This is a genomic window from Sphingomonas sp. AOB5 (genome assembly GCF_029433115.1).
Classification (GTDB): Bacteria; Pseudomonadota; Alphaproteobacteria; order Sphingomonadales; family Sphingomonadaceae; genus Sphingomonas.
In genome coordinates this window covers 26,156-43,320 of sequence record NZ_JARNTV010000005.1, presented here as the reverse complement: position 1 = coordinate 43,320, position 17,165 = coordinate 26,156, and the positions used below count along the sequence as shown (strand labels likewise).

Sequence of the window (17,165 nt, the reverse complement as noted above, 5' to 3'; positions counted from 1 at the left end):
TTCGTTTGCTTCGATGGCTTGACGATGGAACGGAAGATCGTGTGCCAACAGCATCTGTTGAGGGTAAGCCGTCTCGATCCGAGTCCATCTATGCCTTCCGCCTTCTGCTGGTTGGGATTCTACTCGATATATTTGCCCTCGCTCCTTCTTTCCCGGCTGCGCTGAAGGGCGACCCTCCGTTGGTGGGAATATATGCCTTTCCGTTGATTCCATTTCTATTTGGTGTTCCTTATGCAATCTTCACGCGACATCGGCCGGGGGCATGGAAAAGGTCAGGTTTCTTCATCGTAGGCATAGGTGCTACGGGTATTGTGGGATCACTCTTGGGATTGCTGAGTACCTATTTATTCGTTCTATTGAGTTTTCGCCTCGCAGGAGGTCCTGGCGGCTTACATTCTGACACGCAGAATTTCCTATTTGGTGGGTTTCTCGTAGGCAGCGCTGCTTTGTTCGGTGCAATAGTCTGTATCGGTTTCGGTAAAGGTCTGCGCGTCTTGCGCGGTAAAATATCAGCGAGAGTTCGACTAGGAATCTTGTTCCTTACGTTGCTAGCGACGCTCGTGGGTTCTCTCGGTTTCGGGCTGGCGGGCACCAATGGAATCGACAGCTTCGAGGCTATCCCAATCGCGTGCGGACTGGTCGCGTGCCTAGTTTGCTTCGCCTATATCCTGTCTCAAACTATTGAGGCTGCGGACGGTCGAGAGGGGGGGCACTTAGACCACCCACCTCGTACCCCTCACCGCCGCCGCTGCGCCGCCTCCACCGCTTCGCTCCGCTTGAGGATCCGCGAGTACGGATCCAGCACCACATGCGCCCCATCCGGTACGCTCAGCGTTGCCGTCCCGCCGGTCATCGGCACCAGCTGGACTACGCCATCCACCTGTACTTCCACCGGCAGCGGGAAGGGCTTATCCTTCGGGGCCTTCCAGCGCAGCGTCATGCGGCCCGCGCCACGTTCCATCAGCAGTTCGGGCAGGGCGGCTTCGCGCAGATAAACGTCGAAGAACCAGCCATAATCCTTGCCGGTGGTGATCTTTACCGCTTCGATGAACTCGTCGGACGAGCTGAAGCGCGGCTTGAAATTGCCCGGTAGCGGATCGGGGCGGCCATAGACAACGCGGCGGGTGACTTCCCAGAAGGCCTTGTCGCCGATCGTGTTTCGCAGCGTGTGGAGGATCCACGCGCCCTTCATGTAGATGTCGCCGCCCGGGCCGCCATTCTCGTCCTGATAGACTTCCTCGCTGGTAGGGTTCCTGCCCGAGATCAGCGGGGCGCGGTTGGCGATGGACATGCGGAACTCTTCCATCATCACCGCATAGCGGGCCTCACCCTCGCGCCAGCGGCCGTAGAGCGGCTGCATGTACTGGGCATACCCCTCGTGCAGCCAGAAATCGTCCCAGCGGGCCGCGGTCATCTGGTTGCCGAACCATTCGTGGGCGAATTCGTGCTGGAGCAGCCAGTCGAAGCCGGTCGCGTCCTTGCGATACTCGTTGCCGTACGCGTTGATCGTCTGGTGTTCCATGCCGAGATAGGGCGTCTCGACCACGCCCATCTTCTCGTTTGCCCAGGGGTAAGGGCCGACATTGGCCTCGAAGAAATCGAGGATTGGCGCGAATTCCTTGAACAGGCCCTCGGCCTGGCGCTCGCGGCCGGGCAGGTACCAATAGGTCATCGGGAATTTGTTGCCGAAGCGGCTGGTATAGGTCGCGGTGATTTCCTTGTACGGCGCGACGTTGAGCGAGACGAGGTACGGGTTCACGCTGCCCGAGCGCCAGTGCCAGGTGGTGCGGCCGTCGGCGAGTTGCTCCTTCTTCACCAGAACGCCGTTCGAAGGCGCGGAAAGGCCCGCGGGCACGGTGATGTGCAGATCGACCGCGGCGGGCTCGCCTTGCGGAAAGTCGAGGCACGGCCAGAACAGGTCGCAGCCATAGCCCTGTGCGGTGGTGCTGAGCCATGGCTTGCCGTCGCGAGTCTTGGACCAGACGATCCCGTCGTCCCACGGCGCGCGGATCGCGACATGGGGCATGCCGGCATAGGTGATCTTGACCACCGTCTTCGCACCCGCGCGCAGCGGGCGGGCGAGGGTGATCGACAGGCGGCCCTCGGGATTGGTCCAGGCCGAACTGGGCAGGGCGCGGCCATCGACGCTGATCGCGCTGACGGTGAAATTCTTGTCGAGATCGATCAGCAGCTTCGATTGCGGCGCCGAGGTGGTGAGGCTGAGCGTCGCCACGCCCGACAGCGTCTTCGCGTCCGGGTTCACGTCGATCGTCAGATCGGCATGGTCGAGCCGCAGCGCCATCCGCGCCGGCTCCACATCGCCGCCGGTGCGCATGGTCAGCGGGGTGATCGCGGGAAGGCCGGGGCGCTGGGCATGGGCCGCCTGCGGGGCCAGCAGGGTGAGGGCCAACACGCCGCCCACAGCTTTCATGCCCCTAAGGGATCGCCGCGATTGATGGAATCGTCCGGCTCCCCATATAGTGTCGAAAGAGGTCCACTTGGGCTTCGCCGGAGTCTTCATGAAGCAATCCTATCCCGTACTGCCGCTTCGCGACATCGTCGTATTTCCGCACATGATCGTGCCGCTGTTCGTCGGCCGCGACAAGTCGGTTGCCGCGTTGGAAGCGGCGATGGCCGACGACAAGGAGATTTTCCTGGTCGCGCAGCTCGATCCCAGCGAGGACGATCCCGGTCGCGAGGACCTGTTCGACACGGGCGTTTCGGCCGAGGTGCTTCAGCTGCTGAAGCTGCCGGACGGCACGGTGCGCGTGCTCGTTTCGGGCAAGGAGCGCGGCAAGCTGGACGTGCTGACCGAGGATGGCGCGTTCCTGACCGCAACGGTGCTTCCGGTCGAGGAGGATGATTCCAGCCTGGAGGATGCCAGCGCCGAGCTGAAGGCGCTGATGCGTTCGGTGATCGACCAGTTCGAGAATTACGCCAAGCTCAACCGCAAGCTGCCGGCCGAGACCGCGGTCCAGCTTGCCGAGCTGGATGAAGCGTCGCGCCTTGCCGATGCGGTCGCTGCCAATATCGCGGTGAAGGTTTCCGACAAGCAGGCGCTGCTGGTCGAGGCCAATGCGCAGAAGCGGCTGGAGATGGTGTTCGCCTTCATGGAAGGCGAACTGGGCGTGCTTCAGGTCGAGAAGAAGATCCGCAGCCGCGTGAAGCGGCAGATGGAGAAGACCCAGCGCGAATATTATCTCAACGAACAGCTCAAGGCGATCCAGCGCGAGCTGGGCAATGAGGGCGAAGAGGGCGATGGCGACGAGATCGCAGATCTGACCCAGAAGATCGCCACGCTGAAGCTGTCGAAGGAGGCCCGCACCAAGGCCACCGCCGAGCTGAAGAAGCTCAAGACCATGGCGCCGATGAGCGCCGAGGCGACGGTGGTGCGCAACTATCTCGATGTGCTGCTGGGCCTGCCCTGGGGCAAGAAGTCGAAGGTCAAAAAGGATATCGCCGCCGCGCAGGCGATCCTCGACGAGGATCATTACGCACTGGAGAAGGTGAAGGACCGGATCGTCGAATATCTCGCGGTCCAGGCGCGCACCAACAAGCTGAAGGGGCCGATCCTGTGCCTCGTCGGCCCGCCGGGCGTGGGCAAGACCTCGCTGGGCAAGAGCATTGCCAAGGCGACGGGCCGTGAGTTCATCCGCCAGTCGCTGGGCGGCGTGCGCGACGAAGCCGAGATCCGCGGCCATCGCCGGACCTATATCGGCTCGCTGCCGGGCAAGATCGTGTCGAACCTGAAGAAGACGGGGACCAGCAACCCGCTGTTCCTGCTCGACGAGATCGACAAGCTGGGCCAGGACTTCCGCGGCGATCCGGCCTCGGCGCTGCTCGAGGTGCTGGATCCGGAGCAGAACAACAAGTTCAACGATCACTATCTGGAGATCGACATCGATCTTTCGGACGTGATGTTCGTGTGCACCGCGAACTCGCTGAACCTGCCGCAGCCGCTGCTCGATCGCATGGAGATCATCCGTCTCGAAGGTTATACCGAGGACGAGAAGGTCGAGATCGCCGAGCGCCATCTGGTCGCCAAGCAGGTCGAGGCGCATGGCCTGAAGGATGGGGAGTTCACGCTCACCACCGAAGGGCTGCGCAAGCTGATCCAGCAATATACGCGCGAAGCCGGCGTCCGCACGCTGGAGCGCGAGATCGCCAAGCTGGCCCGGAAGGCGCTGCGCCGCATTCTGGAAGGCAAGACGGAGAGCGTGACGGTCACGCCCGAAAACCTGGCCGAGTTCGCCGGGGTGCAGAAGTATCGCCATGAGCTGGGCGAGGAAGAAAACCAGATCGGCGCGGTCACCGGGCTGGCCTGGACCGAGGTGGGCGGCGAATTGCTAACCATCGAAAGCGTCACCGTGCAGGGCAAGGGGTCGATCAAGACCACCGGCAAGCTGGGCGACGTGATGAAGGAGAGCGTGGAGACCGCGTTCAGCTTCGTCCGCGCGCGGGCACCGACCTATGGCATCAAGCCGAGCCTGTTCGGGCGCAAGGACATCCATGTCCATCTGCCCGAAGGCGCGGTGCCGAAGGACGGCCCGTCGGCGGGCATCGGGCTGGTCACCGCGATCGTATCGACCATGACCGGTATTCCGGTGCGCCGCGATATCGCCATGACCGGCGAGGTCACGTTGCGGGGCCGCGTGCTGCCGATCGGCGGGCTGAAGGAAAAGCTGCTCGCCGCACTTCGGGGGGGCATCAAGACGGTGCTGATCCCGCAGGAAAATGAGAAGGACCTGGCCGAAATCCCTGCGAACATTCGCGAAGGTCTGGAGATCGTTCCGGTCAAGCATGCCGACGAGGTGCTGGCCCGCGCGCTGACCGAGCCGCTTCAGTCGATCGAATGGACCGATGCGGACGAACTGGCGGCGCAACCACCGGCCGGGGTGCCGGGAATCGAATCGGCGCAGCGGCACTGAAAATGCGTCCCTCCCTCGCTTGAGCGGGGGAGGGATTCCGCTTCCGTAACGGTCCGCGGGCAACGTCATCAATTCGCCATTTACGGCAATTTGCCGCCTGATTCCCTTTGACAGCGATATCCGGGGCGTGCTGACTGGCCCTTCCGGCTCGCGCCGCGACTCAATTCAGAAACATTAACGGTTTGACGAAATTACAGGGGGTTATCCGCGAATGAACAAGCAGGAACTGATCGGCACGGTCGCCGATACTTCGGGCCTGGGCAAGGGCGACGCCAGCAAGGCGGTCGAGGCCGTTTTCGACGCGATCACGGCGGCGCTCAAGAAGGGCGACGAAGTGCGCCTGGTCGGCTTCGGCACCTTCTCGGTCAGCAAGCGCAAGGCCTCGACCGGCCGCAACCCGCGCACGGGCGAGGAAATGACGATCAAGGCGTCGAACCAGCCCAAGTTCAAGGCCGGCAAGGGCCTGAAGGACTCGGTCAACTGATTGGTTAGGCGGCACCGGCCCGCTCCCCCACCCGGCCTCCCACAGAATATGCTGGATGGGAGGCCGGGTGGGGGAGCGGGCCGGTGCCGCAAAAGAACAGGGCCTAGGGCTGGACAGCCGGTCCGGCCTTGCCTAAAGGCCCGCTTCCGGTTTTTCCGCTTGGGCGGTCCGGGCGCGTAGCTCAGCGGTAGAGCACACCCTTCACACGGGTGGGGTCACAGGTTCAATCCCTGTCGCGCCCACCATTAAAAGCCCGCCGGTCGCAGGATCGGCGGGCTTTTTGGTTTCCGGTTTCGCTCCGCTATAGCGGCGGACCGCTCAACTCAGGCATCCGGATCGATATGGCCCGCAAGCATTCAAGACACGATCCCTATGATGACCGGGACCAAGAGGACGAAGCGCCCGCGGCACCGGTCCCGTGCTGGCTGTGCGGCCGACCGACCGGCAAGACCATCATCTGGCATCACCCGGTGCCCAAGAGCCGCGGCGGGCGCGATGTCGTTCCGATGCACTCGATCTGCCAGCAGACGCTGATGGCGAACTTCACCAATTCCGAGCTGCAGCGCCACGGCATGGATGTGGAGGGCCTGCTGTTGAACCCCAATGTGCGCAAGTTCGTCGACTGGGTCGCGAAGAAGGACCCGGATTTCACCGCGACCATCGCGAAGAAGCAGCGCTGAGCGTGAAGGATCCGGCGAAGCCCTGGGACGGCGCATTGGTCCGCAACTGGCTGGAGCGCCGCTTTGAGGCCGCACGGCTCGATCAGGCCACGGCGGACAAGCGCGGTTATTCGGCGCAGGACGATTATGACAAGGCAGCGGCCGAGGAATGGGTCTGCCGCGCCCTGAAAACCGCCAACGCCGACGATCAGGCGGCGTTCGCCGCACGCATCAAGGAACTGCTCGTGCAGGACGAGTATCGCGTCACCGGCATCTATGACGACCGGCGCTTCGAGCGGCATGTCCGCGCCAGCCTCAGGAACGTCGCCAAGATGACCAAGGCCAATGAGGGGTTCGGGAACACGCTACACTATCAGTGAGCGTTGCCCGTTAAGCAGTTCGGTTCATCGCCCGGATTGGTTGTCCATGTCATCCTTGCCGGATGAGAAACCCCGCAGCCTGGCTCTGGTGCGCTTTTATGCTCGTCTCGGCCTTCCCGGCCGCGGCGCAGAACGCTTCCCAGCATAAGCCGCCACTCAAGCTGGACCGGCCCGGCTGGCTCCCGCTGACCGGGCCGCAGATCATGCAGACCTTCGCGGATCGCATGCTGATCCTCGACGAAGCGTTCGAGCCGTATCCCGGTGTTCGCGTCGTCACCTTCGGGATGGGCGGCTGTCCGCCGACCGAGACATTCTCGGCGAACGGCGGCTGGACCCGATTTGAGTGTCGGCGCGGCCCGCACACCTATCAGGGTAGCTGGACCACCGAGAAATTTCGCGGCGGTGAGCGGCTGTGCGTACAGGCGCCGGACTTTCCCCGGCTATGCCGCTTCGTATGGGCGGGAATTGCCGGCGACCGGATCATCATGGGGGCGAACCGGGAGCATCAGGACGATCCGCAGACCTACAATCCCTACCGGCTGACCCGCACGCGATAAAGCGCGCGGGTCAGAGGAGCATCAAAACCGCACCCGGATGCCCGCCGAATAACGCCGCTCCGACAGCGCATAGCTGTTCAGCGCGATCGGGCCGACAAGGCTGTATTCGACCGTCGCCGATTCATCGGGCATCAAATTCTGCGCGTTGAAGCTCAGCGAGAAATTGTCGGTCAACGAGATGCCGATCTGCGCGTCGAGCTGGGCGCGGGGGCCGATATAGCTCGGGCGGCCTTCGGTGAACTCGAACACCGCCTCGTCGCGCCAGTTATAGGCGATGCGGGCCGAGAAGGGGCCTTTCTCGAACAGGCCGATGATGTTGTAGCTGTGCTTCGAGGTGGCGACGAGCGGGAAGCCGTTCGAATCCTTGGCGTCGGAATAGGTGTAGTTCGCGATCAGCCCCAAACCGTCGAACGGCGCGGGCAGGAAGTCGAAGAATTGCTGGATGCCGACTTCGAAGCCCTTCACCTTGGCCGAAGCGACATTGTCCGGCCGGGTGAAGGGGATGATCCCCAGCGATTCATAGCCCGGGAACACGCCCAGCGTTGTGTTGGTGGCAATGAAGTTGCTCACGTCCTTGTAGAAGATCGCGCCGGAGATCAGCGACGTGCGTCCGGTATAATATTCGAACGACAGGTCGAGATTGGTCGCGCTGGGCGGGATCAGTTGGGCATTGCCGCCGCTTGCGGTGCGATTGGTGGTGTTGACGAAGATCGACGGCGCCAGTTCGGCGATGCCCGCGCGCTGCATCGTCTGCGAGGCGGAGGCGCGGACCAGGAAGTTATCGGTCACGTTGAACACGATGTTCGCGCTGGGCAGCACGTTGGTATAGCTGCTCTTGTCGTTGACCGGATTGAACACCGGCGCGGCAGTGGTGCCCGACTGGAGCAGTGAGTCGACCGAGAAGTCGGTCGAGATCAGCCGCACGCCGGCATTCACCTTGGTCGGCATGCCCAGCACATGGCCCTCGGCCGCGAACATCAGATAGCCGCCGATCGTCTTTTCGATCAGGTCGTAATCGCGCGCTGGATTGGGCAGCAGGCCGCCGGAGACCGCCGGATTGGGCTGGGCCGCCTGGGCGCGATTGAAGACATAGTCGTAGGTCGGGCCGGTGCTGAGGAAGATGCGCGGGAAATCGCCGGGGATATCGGGCAGGAAATAGCCGTCGCCCGTGACACGCAGATACGGTTCGATCTCGGCCCGGGTCGGTGTCACCTGGCTGCGATAGGCGTTCGAGCGGGCCTTGAGCGCGGTGTAGCGCACGCCGCCATACAGGGTGACGCCGCCATCGAATTTATAGCTGAGGTCGATCTTGCCGGTCCATTCCTCCAGCACGCCGATCAGCCGGTTGCTGCGCACGCCGCTGGTGGCGGGATTGTAGCTGGAATAGCTGGTCAGGTTGAACGGGGTGCGGACGCCGGTGGGACTGATCGTGCCGAGGAACAGGCTGGGTACCGGTCCCGCGCGGAAATCGAAGGTGCCGGGCACCGCCGCGGTCGCCTGCAGCGTGATGATCTGGATCGTCTGGTCGATCGTGCCCTTGCTGTAATAGCCGTCGCCGACGATCGTCAGGCGGCCATTGTCGTATTTGCCGTTGAGCGCGAACAGATAATTCTTGGTCGGCTCGTTGCGGATCTGGCCGGCAGTGGTCAGCGTGCCATTCGAGGTGCCGGCCACGATCACGCCATCGACGATGGTCGGATTGGTGACGATCACCCCGCTGGTCGGCAGGCGCCAGGCGAGGAAATCCTGGAAACGGCCGGTGGTGAGCTGCGAATAGAGGCCCTCGGCAGTGAATACGAGTTCGGGCGTCGCCTCGAACTGGACCGCGCCGTTGAAGCCGAGGCGCGAGCGATCGACCACGAAATGCTCGTACTGGAGCAGGGCAGGGGCGAGCAGGTTGGTCGCGCCGCCATTGTTCTTCGTGAAGAAGTTGTTCCGCTCGAGTGTCTGGGTGGTCGAGGTGCGCTTCTGATATTCGCCCGAGACGAGGATGCCGATGCGCCCGTCGGCGATGCGGGTGGAGAACAGGCCGGTGACGGTCGGTTCGAACTTCTCGCTGTTCTGGCCATAGGTGCCCTGGGCGTTGAGCGAGAACTTGTTGCCCTTGAAGTCGAATGGCTTGGGCGTGACGAGATTGACCGTGCCGCCAAGACCGCCCTCGACCTGGCTGGCGAGGGGCGACTTGCGCACTTCCAGACGGCCGAACAGGCTGGAGGGGACGGAATCGAGTCCCGAGGAGCGGCCAAGCTGGTCGTTCTCCGGCGGCGAGAGGCGCGCCGACCAGCCGAGCAAGGTGCGGCCATCGACTTCGACGCGGACCTGCTGGAGGCCGCGGACCGACACTGCCTGACCTTCGCCGAATACGCGGGTGATCTGCACGCCGGTTACCCGCTGCAGCGCTTCGGCGACGTTCGCATCGGGCAGCTTGCCGACATCCTCCGAGGTAATGACATCGATCACCTGCGGCGCTTCGCGCTTGATCTCGGCGGATCGGGCGAGCGAGCCGCGGATGCCGGTGACGACGATCGCTTCGCCCTCTTGCGCGTCTGCAGACTGCGGCTCCTCGCTGGTCTGGGCCAGCGCGGCCGGCGCGGTCAGCATCGCCGCCAGGATGACACCGGTCGCTGCACCGGATCGCACGAATGCCTTGAACTTCATCAGCTCCACCCCTCTTCAACGGCGGCTTGGTGCCGCTCGCAATGCCGGTTCGTGGAGGGGCGGGCGCGGATTCGCGGTCCCGTGACGGTCCTCTCCACTCATTGCCCTTATTGGGCTTGCAGCGATTGGTAAGGCCAATATGTAACCGGTGTCAATGCAATTGTCCTGACCATTGCGCGCGCGGTGCAGGCTTCCGTTTCCGCCGTGTTGCCCGGGCATTTCCCGCGGATGTGCGCAGCTGTGGTGCGGTGGCCACGTCACGAACTTGTCATGAAATCGTCTCGCGAAAGACTTCGATCTCGCACCGACGAGTCACGCACCGTCCCTAGCGGGAGGCCTGCGACCGGCAGGGGGAACACCGAGTCGCGCTTCACAGCACGACCCCACCCCATGCCCGGCACCCGCCCGGAACGGAGATTTTATGGCCAGCTTCAAGCGTCTCAGCCTCATCCTCATGACCAGCTGCTGCGGCGGCGCTTTGCTCTCGGGCTGCGACGGCGCGCTCAGCGTTGCCTCGCCCGGCGAGGGCGTGATTGTCGTCCCGGCGCCGACCCCGGCTGCCCCGACGCCGACCCCGACTCCGACGCCGACCCCGGGTACGCCCGCGGCTTCGTGCCCGGCCGGCACCATCGATCGCGGCGTCGTCGGTTCGTTCCGCGGCTGCCGTCTGCCGTCGCTGATCACCGGCACCACCACCCTCGCGAAGCTCCCGGGCGTTGCGTATGAAATCAACGGCCGCGTCGATGTGGGCATCGACATCGGCGGCGCGGGCACCGCGCCGGGCGGTTCGTCGGCGATCCTCACCGTCGCTCCGGGCGTGATCTTCTACGCCAACGAACTCGACGCCGATAACGACTATCTGATCGTCAACCGCGGCTCGCGCATCCTCGCCGAGGGCACCGAAACCGCACCGATCATCTTCACTTCGGGCCAGAACCTGCGCGGCACCGCGACCGACGAGTCGCAGGGCCAGTGGGGCGGCGTCATCCTCGCCGGCCGCGCGCCGATCTCGAACTGCAACCTGGGCGGCGTCTCGGGCGGCGATGCGGGCTGCGAGAACGTTGTCGAAGGCACCGGCACCGCGCTGTACGGCGGCAACGCCCCGGCCGATAACTCGGGCGTCTTCCGCTATGTCCAGATCCGTTATTCGGGCACGATCCTGGCCGAAGGCGTCGAGCTTCAGGGCCTGACCCTGGGCGGCACCGGCTACGGCACCGCGATCGATCACGTCCAGGTCCACAACAGCTCGGACGACGGCATCGAAATCTTCGGCGGCCGCACCAACCTGAAGCACATCGCGATCACCGGCGCAGACGATGACTCGCTGGACTACGATGTGGGCTGGCGCGGTCAGGTCCAGTTCCTGCTGGCGATCCAGAAGCCGACCAACACCCAGAGCGACAACTACATGCTCGAGATCGACTCGAACGGTGGTGAAGACGCCCTGCCGCGCACCTGGGGCCAGATCGCGAACTTCACGTTCGTGCACACGACCACCGGCACCAACGCCGCGATCCGCATCCGCGGCGGCGCCGACAGCCGCTTCATCAACGGCATCGTGACCACGCCGCAGGCATGCCTCAACATCGTCGCCGGCGCCGATGCGGGCGGCAAGACCACCATCCGCGCTTCGGACTCGACCCCGTCGACCACCAGCCCGCTGGTGACCGGCTCGCTCGGTGCGCTGCAGGAATATGGCCCGCCGCTGTTCCACTCGATCTACTTCGCCTGCGGCACCAACAAGTATGCCGCCAGCACCGTGAACGGCATCACCGTGACCACCGCCGAACAGCAGACGGTCGTCGAGAACGCGCCGAGCACGAACATCGTGATCGGCGGCACCATCGGTGCGGCTCTGGTCAACATGTACCAGATCGGCACCGGCCCGGCTGCAGTCACCGCGACCAACGCGGCGAACTTCAACCCGGCTCCGGCAACCGGCCTGGCCGCCTTCTTCGTCAACGCGCCGTATCTCGGTGCGGTCTCGCCGACGGCGGGTGACTCGAACGCGACCTGGTTCCAGCGTTGGACCTGCAACTCGAACCGCGCCAACTTCGGTACGACGAGCGGCAACTGCACCGCGGTGCCCGTCAACTAAGCGAAGCGTGAACCTGCGGGGCGGCGGCATGACCGCCGCCCCGCTCGTCACATCGAATTCCCTGAACTCCGACCGGACAGGCACATGAAAAAGCAGCTCGCTTTCGGCACGCTCCTCCTCGCCACCACGATTCTGATCGCCCCGGCCGCGCTTGCGCAGGACGCCGCTCCCGCCACGCAGGACGAACAGGCCCAGGACCCGGCCACGGAAGATCAGGAAGTTGAAATTTCCGCGCCCGGCGCAGACGATACCGGTGAGATCGTCGTTCAGGGCCGCAATATTCCCAACGTCGTTCGCGCCACGCCGCAGGTGGTGTCGGTGCTTTCCTCGGAAGACATCGCCCGTACCGGCGAAGGCGACATTGCCGGCGCGCTCGAGCGCGTCACCGGCCTGTCGGTCGTCGGCGACGGCTTCGTCTATGTCCGCGGTCTCGGCGATCGCTACTCTTCGTCGCTGCTCAACGGTTCGCCGCTGCCGAGCCCCGAGCCGCTGCGCCGCGTCGTCCCGCTCGACATCTTCCCGACCAACGTCGTTGCGTCGGCGCTGGTGCAGAAGAGCTATTCGGCCAACTATCCCGCCGAGTTCGGCGGCGGCGTAATCAACCTGACCACGCGCGCGGTGCCGAAGGAATTCTTCTTCCAGTTCGGCGCCTCGATCGGCGCGGACACGATCACGACCAGCAACCTGGGCTATGTCTATGATGGCGGCGATGCCGACTTCTTCGGCTATGACTCGGGCGAGCGTAACGTTCCCGCCTTCATCCGCGATGCCGGCCGCAACCGCACCGCGATCCTGCCGTCGAACGTCATCACCGGCCTGACCAATGCCGAAACGACGCTGGCGCAGACCAACTATCACATTCCGCCGAACCTCAGCTGGGATGCCAGCCTGGGTGGTTCGGTCGATGTCGGCGGTGTCCGGCTCGGCCTGATCGCCGCGGGCGGCTTCAGCAATTCGTGGCGCACCCGCGACGCGATCCAGCAGTTCGCGATCGACAATGACGGCGGTCTGGCGAAGGACTTCCGCACGGTCACCACCGACAACCGCATCCTCGTCAACGGGATGGTCGGCCTCGGTGCCGAATTCGGCGAGCACAAGATCCGCTGGACCAACATCTATATCCACGACACGCTGAAGCAGACGTCGCTGGGTGCTGGCGGCCAGGGCAATAACTTCGACGTGATCGACGGCAAGCAGTCGTTTCTCGATCAGTCGACCAACTGGTTCGAGCGCCAGCTGATCAACACCCAGCTGGTCGGCGAGTTCAAGTTCGGCGACCTGAGCGTCGACCTGCGCGGCGCCTATGCCAACACCAAGCGCAAGTCGCCGTACGAGCGCTATTTCCGCTACACCTATGTCGATTTCCGCGGCACCGTGCCGATCCACGATTACATCAACAATCTCGGCACGCTGACCCCCGCGACGATCGCGTTCAGCGATCTGAACGAGGATCTGTGGTCGGGTCAGGCGGACCTTTCGTACCGCTTCAACACCAGCTTCCCGTTCTCGGTCTCGGGCGGCTACGCCTATAGCGACGCCGATCGTACCTCGAGCCGCTACTCGTTCCAGTTCTTCGGACCGGGCGGCGTGGCGCTGCCGGACGTGCTGGCCCAGCTGCGGCCGGACTATCTGCTGTCGGACGACACGATCCTGAACGGCTGCCGCCGCTTCATTCCGGGCTTCGATCCGAACAGCACCAACTGCATCGAACTGCGCAACACCTCGGCAAACTCCGGTTCGGCGGAATATACCGCCCAGCTGAAGATCCATGCCGGTTATGTGCAGACCGAAGTCGAGCCGATGGACGGCCTGCGCTTCAACCTGGGCGTGCGCTATGAAAAGGCGGACGAGAGCGTCAACACGGGCGGGGCGGTCAACACCAACCTGAACAACGCCTATTGGCTGCCCGCGGCCACGCTGACCTGGAACTTCGCCGAGGACATGCAGCTGCGCGTCCATGGATCGAAGACGATCGCTCGCCCGCAGTTCCGCGAACTCGCGCCGCAGCTTTACCAGGATTTCGAGAGCAACCGTCAGTTCTTCGGCAACCCGCTGCTCAACGACTCGCAGCTCTATAACGGCGAAGTCCGCTTCGAGTGGTTCTACGCCCGCGAGCAGCGCATCACGCTGGCCGGCTTCTTCAAGAAAATCGACAAGCCGATCGAAACGGTGGCCTTCTTCCCGGGTGGTTCGACCACGCCGCAGGTCGGCTTCTCCTATGCGCCCAGCGCCCGCCTGTACGGTGCCGAAGTCGAAGCGGTGAAATATATCCCGCTCGAGTTCATCTCGCCCGCGCACCGGCTGTTGCTGATCGCCAACTACACTTACACCAAGTCCGAGCTGAGCGTGGACGACAGCCTGGTGCCGAGCCCGCTTCAGGGTGCGGTGGCGACCTATGTCCGTGCGAACCAGCTGTTCGTCGATGGCGATCCGCTGGTCGGCCAGTCGGATCACCTGGTGAACCTGCAGGTCGGCATCGAGAATCGCGATCGCCTGTCGCAGGTCACATTCCTGGTGAACTATGCCAGCGAGCGCGTGACCAATCGCGGTCCGGTTCCGCCGTCGGGCACCGGTATCCCCGAGCCGAACATCATCGAGAATCCGGGCTGGCGCTTCGATATCGTCGCGCGTCAGGGCTTCACCATCGGTGGCCTCGATCTCGAGCTGAAGTTCGAGGCGCGCAACCTAACCGCGCGCCGCTACGAGGAGTTCCAGATCTTCCCGAACGGCGTTCGCCGCGACGTGAACACCTATGACATGGGCCGCAGCTTCTCGATCGGGATCAGCGCGAAGTTCTGATCGCGCCTCGCGATAAAAGGGGGATCAGGCCCCGGAGCGAGGACAGCCGCTCCGGGGCCTTATTCTTTGTGCCGCCGATGGCTTGACGCATCCCGCGTGCTAGTGTCTTATTCATATAAGACAGTTGTGGCGATGGATCGAGGGCGGGACATTATCCGATGATCGAGAATCCGGTTTTGGAGATTGCTGGGCTCAGCAAGACCTATGGCCGCGGCGGCGTGAAGGCGGTGCAGGACGTGTCGCTGACCGTGCGCGCTGGCGAGGTCTATGGCTTTCTTGGCGCGAATGGCGCGGGCAAGAGCACCACGATCCGCATGTTGCTGGGCCTGATCACGCCGACATCGGGCAGCATCAAGCTGTTCGGGCAGGATCTGCGATACGGCCAGCCGTCGCGGCGGCTCGGCTCGCTGGTCGATGGCGGAGCATTCTATCCCTTCCTGTCGGGCCGCAAGAATCTGGACGTGCTGGCGCGGACGCAGGGGCTGGGGCCGGAGCGGATCGACGGCCTGCTTGCGCAGGTCGGGCTGGAGCGGGACGGCAAGCGCAAGGTGAAGGGCTATTCGACCGGCATGCGGCAGCGGCTGGGGGTGGCGGCGGCTCTGCTCAACGATCCCGATCTGGTGATCCTCGATGAACCGGCCAACGGCCTCGACGCAGCGGGAATCCAGGAAATGCGCGGGCTGATCCGCTCGCTGGCCGAGGAGCAGGGCAAGACAGTGTTCCTCTCCAGCCATCTGCTCAACGAAGTGCAGCAGGTGTGCGACCGCATCGCGATCATCGATCGCGGCGTGCTGATCCGCGAGGATACGGTGGCTGGCATCTTGGCGACCGAGGAGCGGTTCTGCATCGTCGCGACGCCGCTGGAAACGGCGCGCGCCACGCTGGCCGGCAAATGGCCGTGCGAAGTGGAGGGCGACGCGTTGCAGGTTCGCGCGGGCAATGCCGATGCGCCCGAAATCCTCCGGCTGCTGGTCGCCGCCAATGTTGATGTGTTCAGCCTCGCGCCGCACCAGCGCACGCTGGAGGAAGCCTTTCTTGCAATCACCGGAACGGAGACGGCCGATGCGTAACACCATCTCCGCCGAATGGACCAAGCTGCTGCCCCACAAGGGCACCTGGATGCTGGTGTGGATCTATCCCGCGCTGTTCTTCGTCGTGCTGACCATCGCGATCTTCGCTGAGGGCAAGAACCCCGATGCCGCGACGGTGAAGGGCTGGATCGATGACACGACGATGGTCTGGTACACGCCGACCATCACGCTGGGCCGCTATTTCATCGCCGCCTATGTCGCGCTCGTCTTTGCGGGCGAATATGGCTGGAACACCTGGAAGCTGGTGGTGCCCCATGCCGCGCGATGGAAGCTGGTCGCGTCCAAATATGCTGTTGCGCTGGGATTGCTCTATATCGCGTGGATCGCGACGGCTCTGCTGTCGACCGTCATGCAATATATCCGCACGGCGGTGGTCGGCGGATCGGTTCCGGATGGCGTGACGTTCGGCGGTCTGCTGGCCGGACACTTCGACCTGATCGTGCTGGGCATCGCGCCGCTGCTGATCGCCGCGACCTATGCCAGCCTGGTCGCAGTGCTGACGCGATCGACGCTGGCGGCGTTCATCGTCTCGCTGGTGCTGATCACGCTCGACGAGCTTTATGGCAAGATCGTGCTGTGGCTCAGCACCTTCGGCATGGAATGGCCCGCCATCCCGTACCGCATCCTGCCCGGCTACCATCTGGAGAATCTGCACAACTGGATTCAGAGCGGCGCGGGATTCCAGTACAAGCTCGTCACCGGCACGACGATCGCCTATTCGCAGGCAGCCTCCCTGCTGACGCTGGGGGTCTGGATCGTGGGGCTGGCCGGGCTGACCTTCTTCCTGTTCCGGCGGCAGGACATCAACTGAGGGCGCTGGCGGGCCAGGGCAGGGGACCTACGCCCAGGGCCGCTCGCGATACCATTTGGTGATCACGTATTTCAGGCCCTTACGCACCGGCATCGCATGGTGCAGCGTCGAGGGATTGGGCGTGCCGTTCACGCGCAGATTGTTCCAGGCGAGCACCTTGCCCGTCTCGGGCTGGACGATCTTGTCGATCGCCTTGAAGCGCGTCGCGCCGCCAGCCTCGACATCGTTGAGGTAGATCATCACCGTCCAGGTCCGCTGGCCGGCGACCGAGCAATATTTGGCGAAATCCTGCCCAGCCGGTTCAAAATAGTCGGTGTGCGCCTTGAACTCCTGCCCGATCTCGTAGCGCTGGCCCTGCATCGGTTCGCCATGGGTGGGATCGAGGCCGGTCAGTTCGGTGATGCGCCGTTCGACTTCCATCACCACCGCATCGCTCGACGGCAGGTCGCAGGTCTCGCTGGTGCGGAAGGCATAGTCGCCATTGCCGTCGGCAATGGTCGAGGGGCGCCGGTCCTGATCGATCTTCATCATCAGCAACTGGCAGATTTCCGGCTCGATAAACGCCTTCCGGATGAACATCGCCACCTTCGGGCTCGGCACGCGCTGCACGCCGGGCTGGCCGCTCATATAGTCCATGAGCGGTTCGGAAGGGTGGCCGCAGCCGAGATTCGGGACGAGCGTGGTTTGCATGCGCTGCTTT

Annotated in this window: 12 protein-coding genes and 1 tRNA gene; 10 read left to right on the top strand and 3 right to left on the bottom strand. The window is 63.9% G+C overall.

The window, feature by feature from the left end; genetic code table 11:
- Positions 1 to 736: 736 nt before the first annotated feature.
- Positions 737 to 2,431, bottom strand: coding sequence for a M1 family metallopeptidase (locus P1X14_RS03695; RefSeq protein WP_277313964.1), 1,695 nt, complete (start codon positions 2,429 to 2,431; stop codon positions 737 to 739).
- Between the two features lie 88 nt (positions 2,432 to 2,519).
- On the opposite strand from P1X14_RS03695, the gene lon reads away from it, so the two are divergent.
- From lon to P1X14_RS03665, 6 genes are all read left to right on the top strand, one after another.
- Positions 2,520 to 4,928: an endopeptidase La gene (gene lon, locus P1X14_RS03690; protein WP_277313963.1), complete on the top strand. Its 2,409-nt coding sequence runs from the start codon at positions 2,520 to 2,522 to the stop codon at positions 4,926 to 4,928.
- Positions 4,929 to 5,139: 211 nt separating this feature from the next.
- A complete protein-coding gene (locus tag P1X14_RS03685; RefSeq protein WP_277313962.1) occupies positions 5,140 to 5,412 on the top strand; it encodes an HU family DNA-binding protein in 273 nt (90 codons plus the stop codon).
- Positions 5,413 to 5,582: 170 nt separating this feature from the next.
- Positions 5,583 to 5,657 (top strand) — tRNA-Val (locus P1X14_RS03680).
- 96 nt (positions 5,658 to 5,753) lie between these two features.
- Positions 5,754 to 6,092 (top strand): hypothetical protein, encoded by a 339-nt coding sequence (locus P1X14_RS03675; RefSeq protein ID WP_277313961.1) that lies wholly within the window; start codon positions 5,754 to 5,756, stop codon positions 6,090 to 6,092.
- A gap of 2 nt (positions 6,093 to 6,094) precedes the next feature.
- Positions 6,095 to 6,451 carry a hypothetical protein gene (locus P1X14_RS03670; protein ID WP_277313960.1) on the top strand — a complete coding sequence of 119 codons (357 nt, stop codon included), beginning with the start codon at positions 6,095 to 6,097 and terminating at the stop codon, positions 6,449 to 6,451.
- 98 nt (positions 6,452 to 6,549) lie between these two features.
- Entirely contained in the window at positions 6,550 to 7,008 is a 459-nt protein-coding gene (locus tag P1X14_RS03665; RefSeq protein ID WP_277313959.1) for a hypothetical protein, read from the top strand.
- A gap of 21 nt (positions 7,009 to 7,029) precedes the next feature.
- Here the strand turns inward: P1X14_RS03665 and P1X14_RS03660 are convergent, their stop codons facing one another.
- Complete coding sequence (locus P1X14_RS03660) at positions 7,030 to 9,666, bottom strand: TonB-dependent receptor (protein WP_277313958.1); 2,637 nt, start codon at positions 9,664 to 9,666, stop codon at positions 7,030 to 7,032.
- Between the two features lie 421 nt (positions 9,667 to 10,087).
- On the opposite strand from P1X14_RS03660, the gene P1X14_RS03655 reads away from it, so the two are divergent.
- The 4 genes from P1X14_RS03655 (at position 10,088) to P1X14_RS03640 (ending at position 16,465) form a co-directional block, all read left to right on the top strand.
- Positions 10,088 to 11,764 (top strand): hypothetical protein, encoded by a 1,677-nt coding sequence (locus tag P1X14_RS03655; RefSeq protein ID WP_277313957.1) that lies wholly within the window; start codon positions 10,088 to 10,090, stop codon positions 11,762 to 11,764.
- Positions 11,765 to 11,848: 84 nt separating this feature from the next.
- Positions 11,849 to 14,563: a TonB-dependent receptor gene (locus tag P1X14_RS03650; RefSeq protein ID WP_277313956.1), complete on the top strand. Its 2,715-nt coding sequence runs from the start codon at positions 11,849 to 11,851 to the stop codon at positions 14,561 to 14,563.
- 158 nt (positions 14,564 to 14,721) lie between these two features.
- Positions 14,722 to 15,633, top strand: a complete 912-nt coding sequence (locus P1X14_RS03645) for an ABC transporter ATP-binding protein (protein ID WP_277313955.1) — start codon at positions 14,722 to 14,724, stop codon at positions 15,631 to 15,633.
- Entirely contained in the window at positions 15,626 to 16,465 is an 840-nt protein-coding gene (locus P1X14_RS03640; RefSeq protein WP_277313954.1) for an ABC transporter permease, read from the top strand. The genes P1X14_RS03645 and P1X14_RS03640 overlap by 8 nt, the downstream gene beginning before the upstream one ends.
- A 27-nt stretch (positions 16,466 to 16,492) precedes the next feature.
- On the opposite strand, the gene P1X14_RS03635 is transcribed toward P1X14_RS03640, so the two are convergent.
- Entirely contained in the window at positions 16,493 to 17,155 is a 663-nt protein-coding gene (locus tag P1X14_RS03635) for a 2OG-Fe(II) oxygenase (RefSeq protein WP_277313953.1), read from the bottom strand.
- Positions 17,156 to 17,165 lie beyond the last annotated feature (10 nt).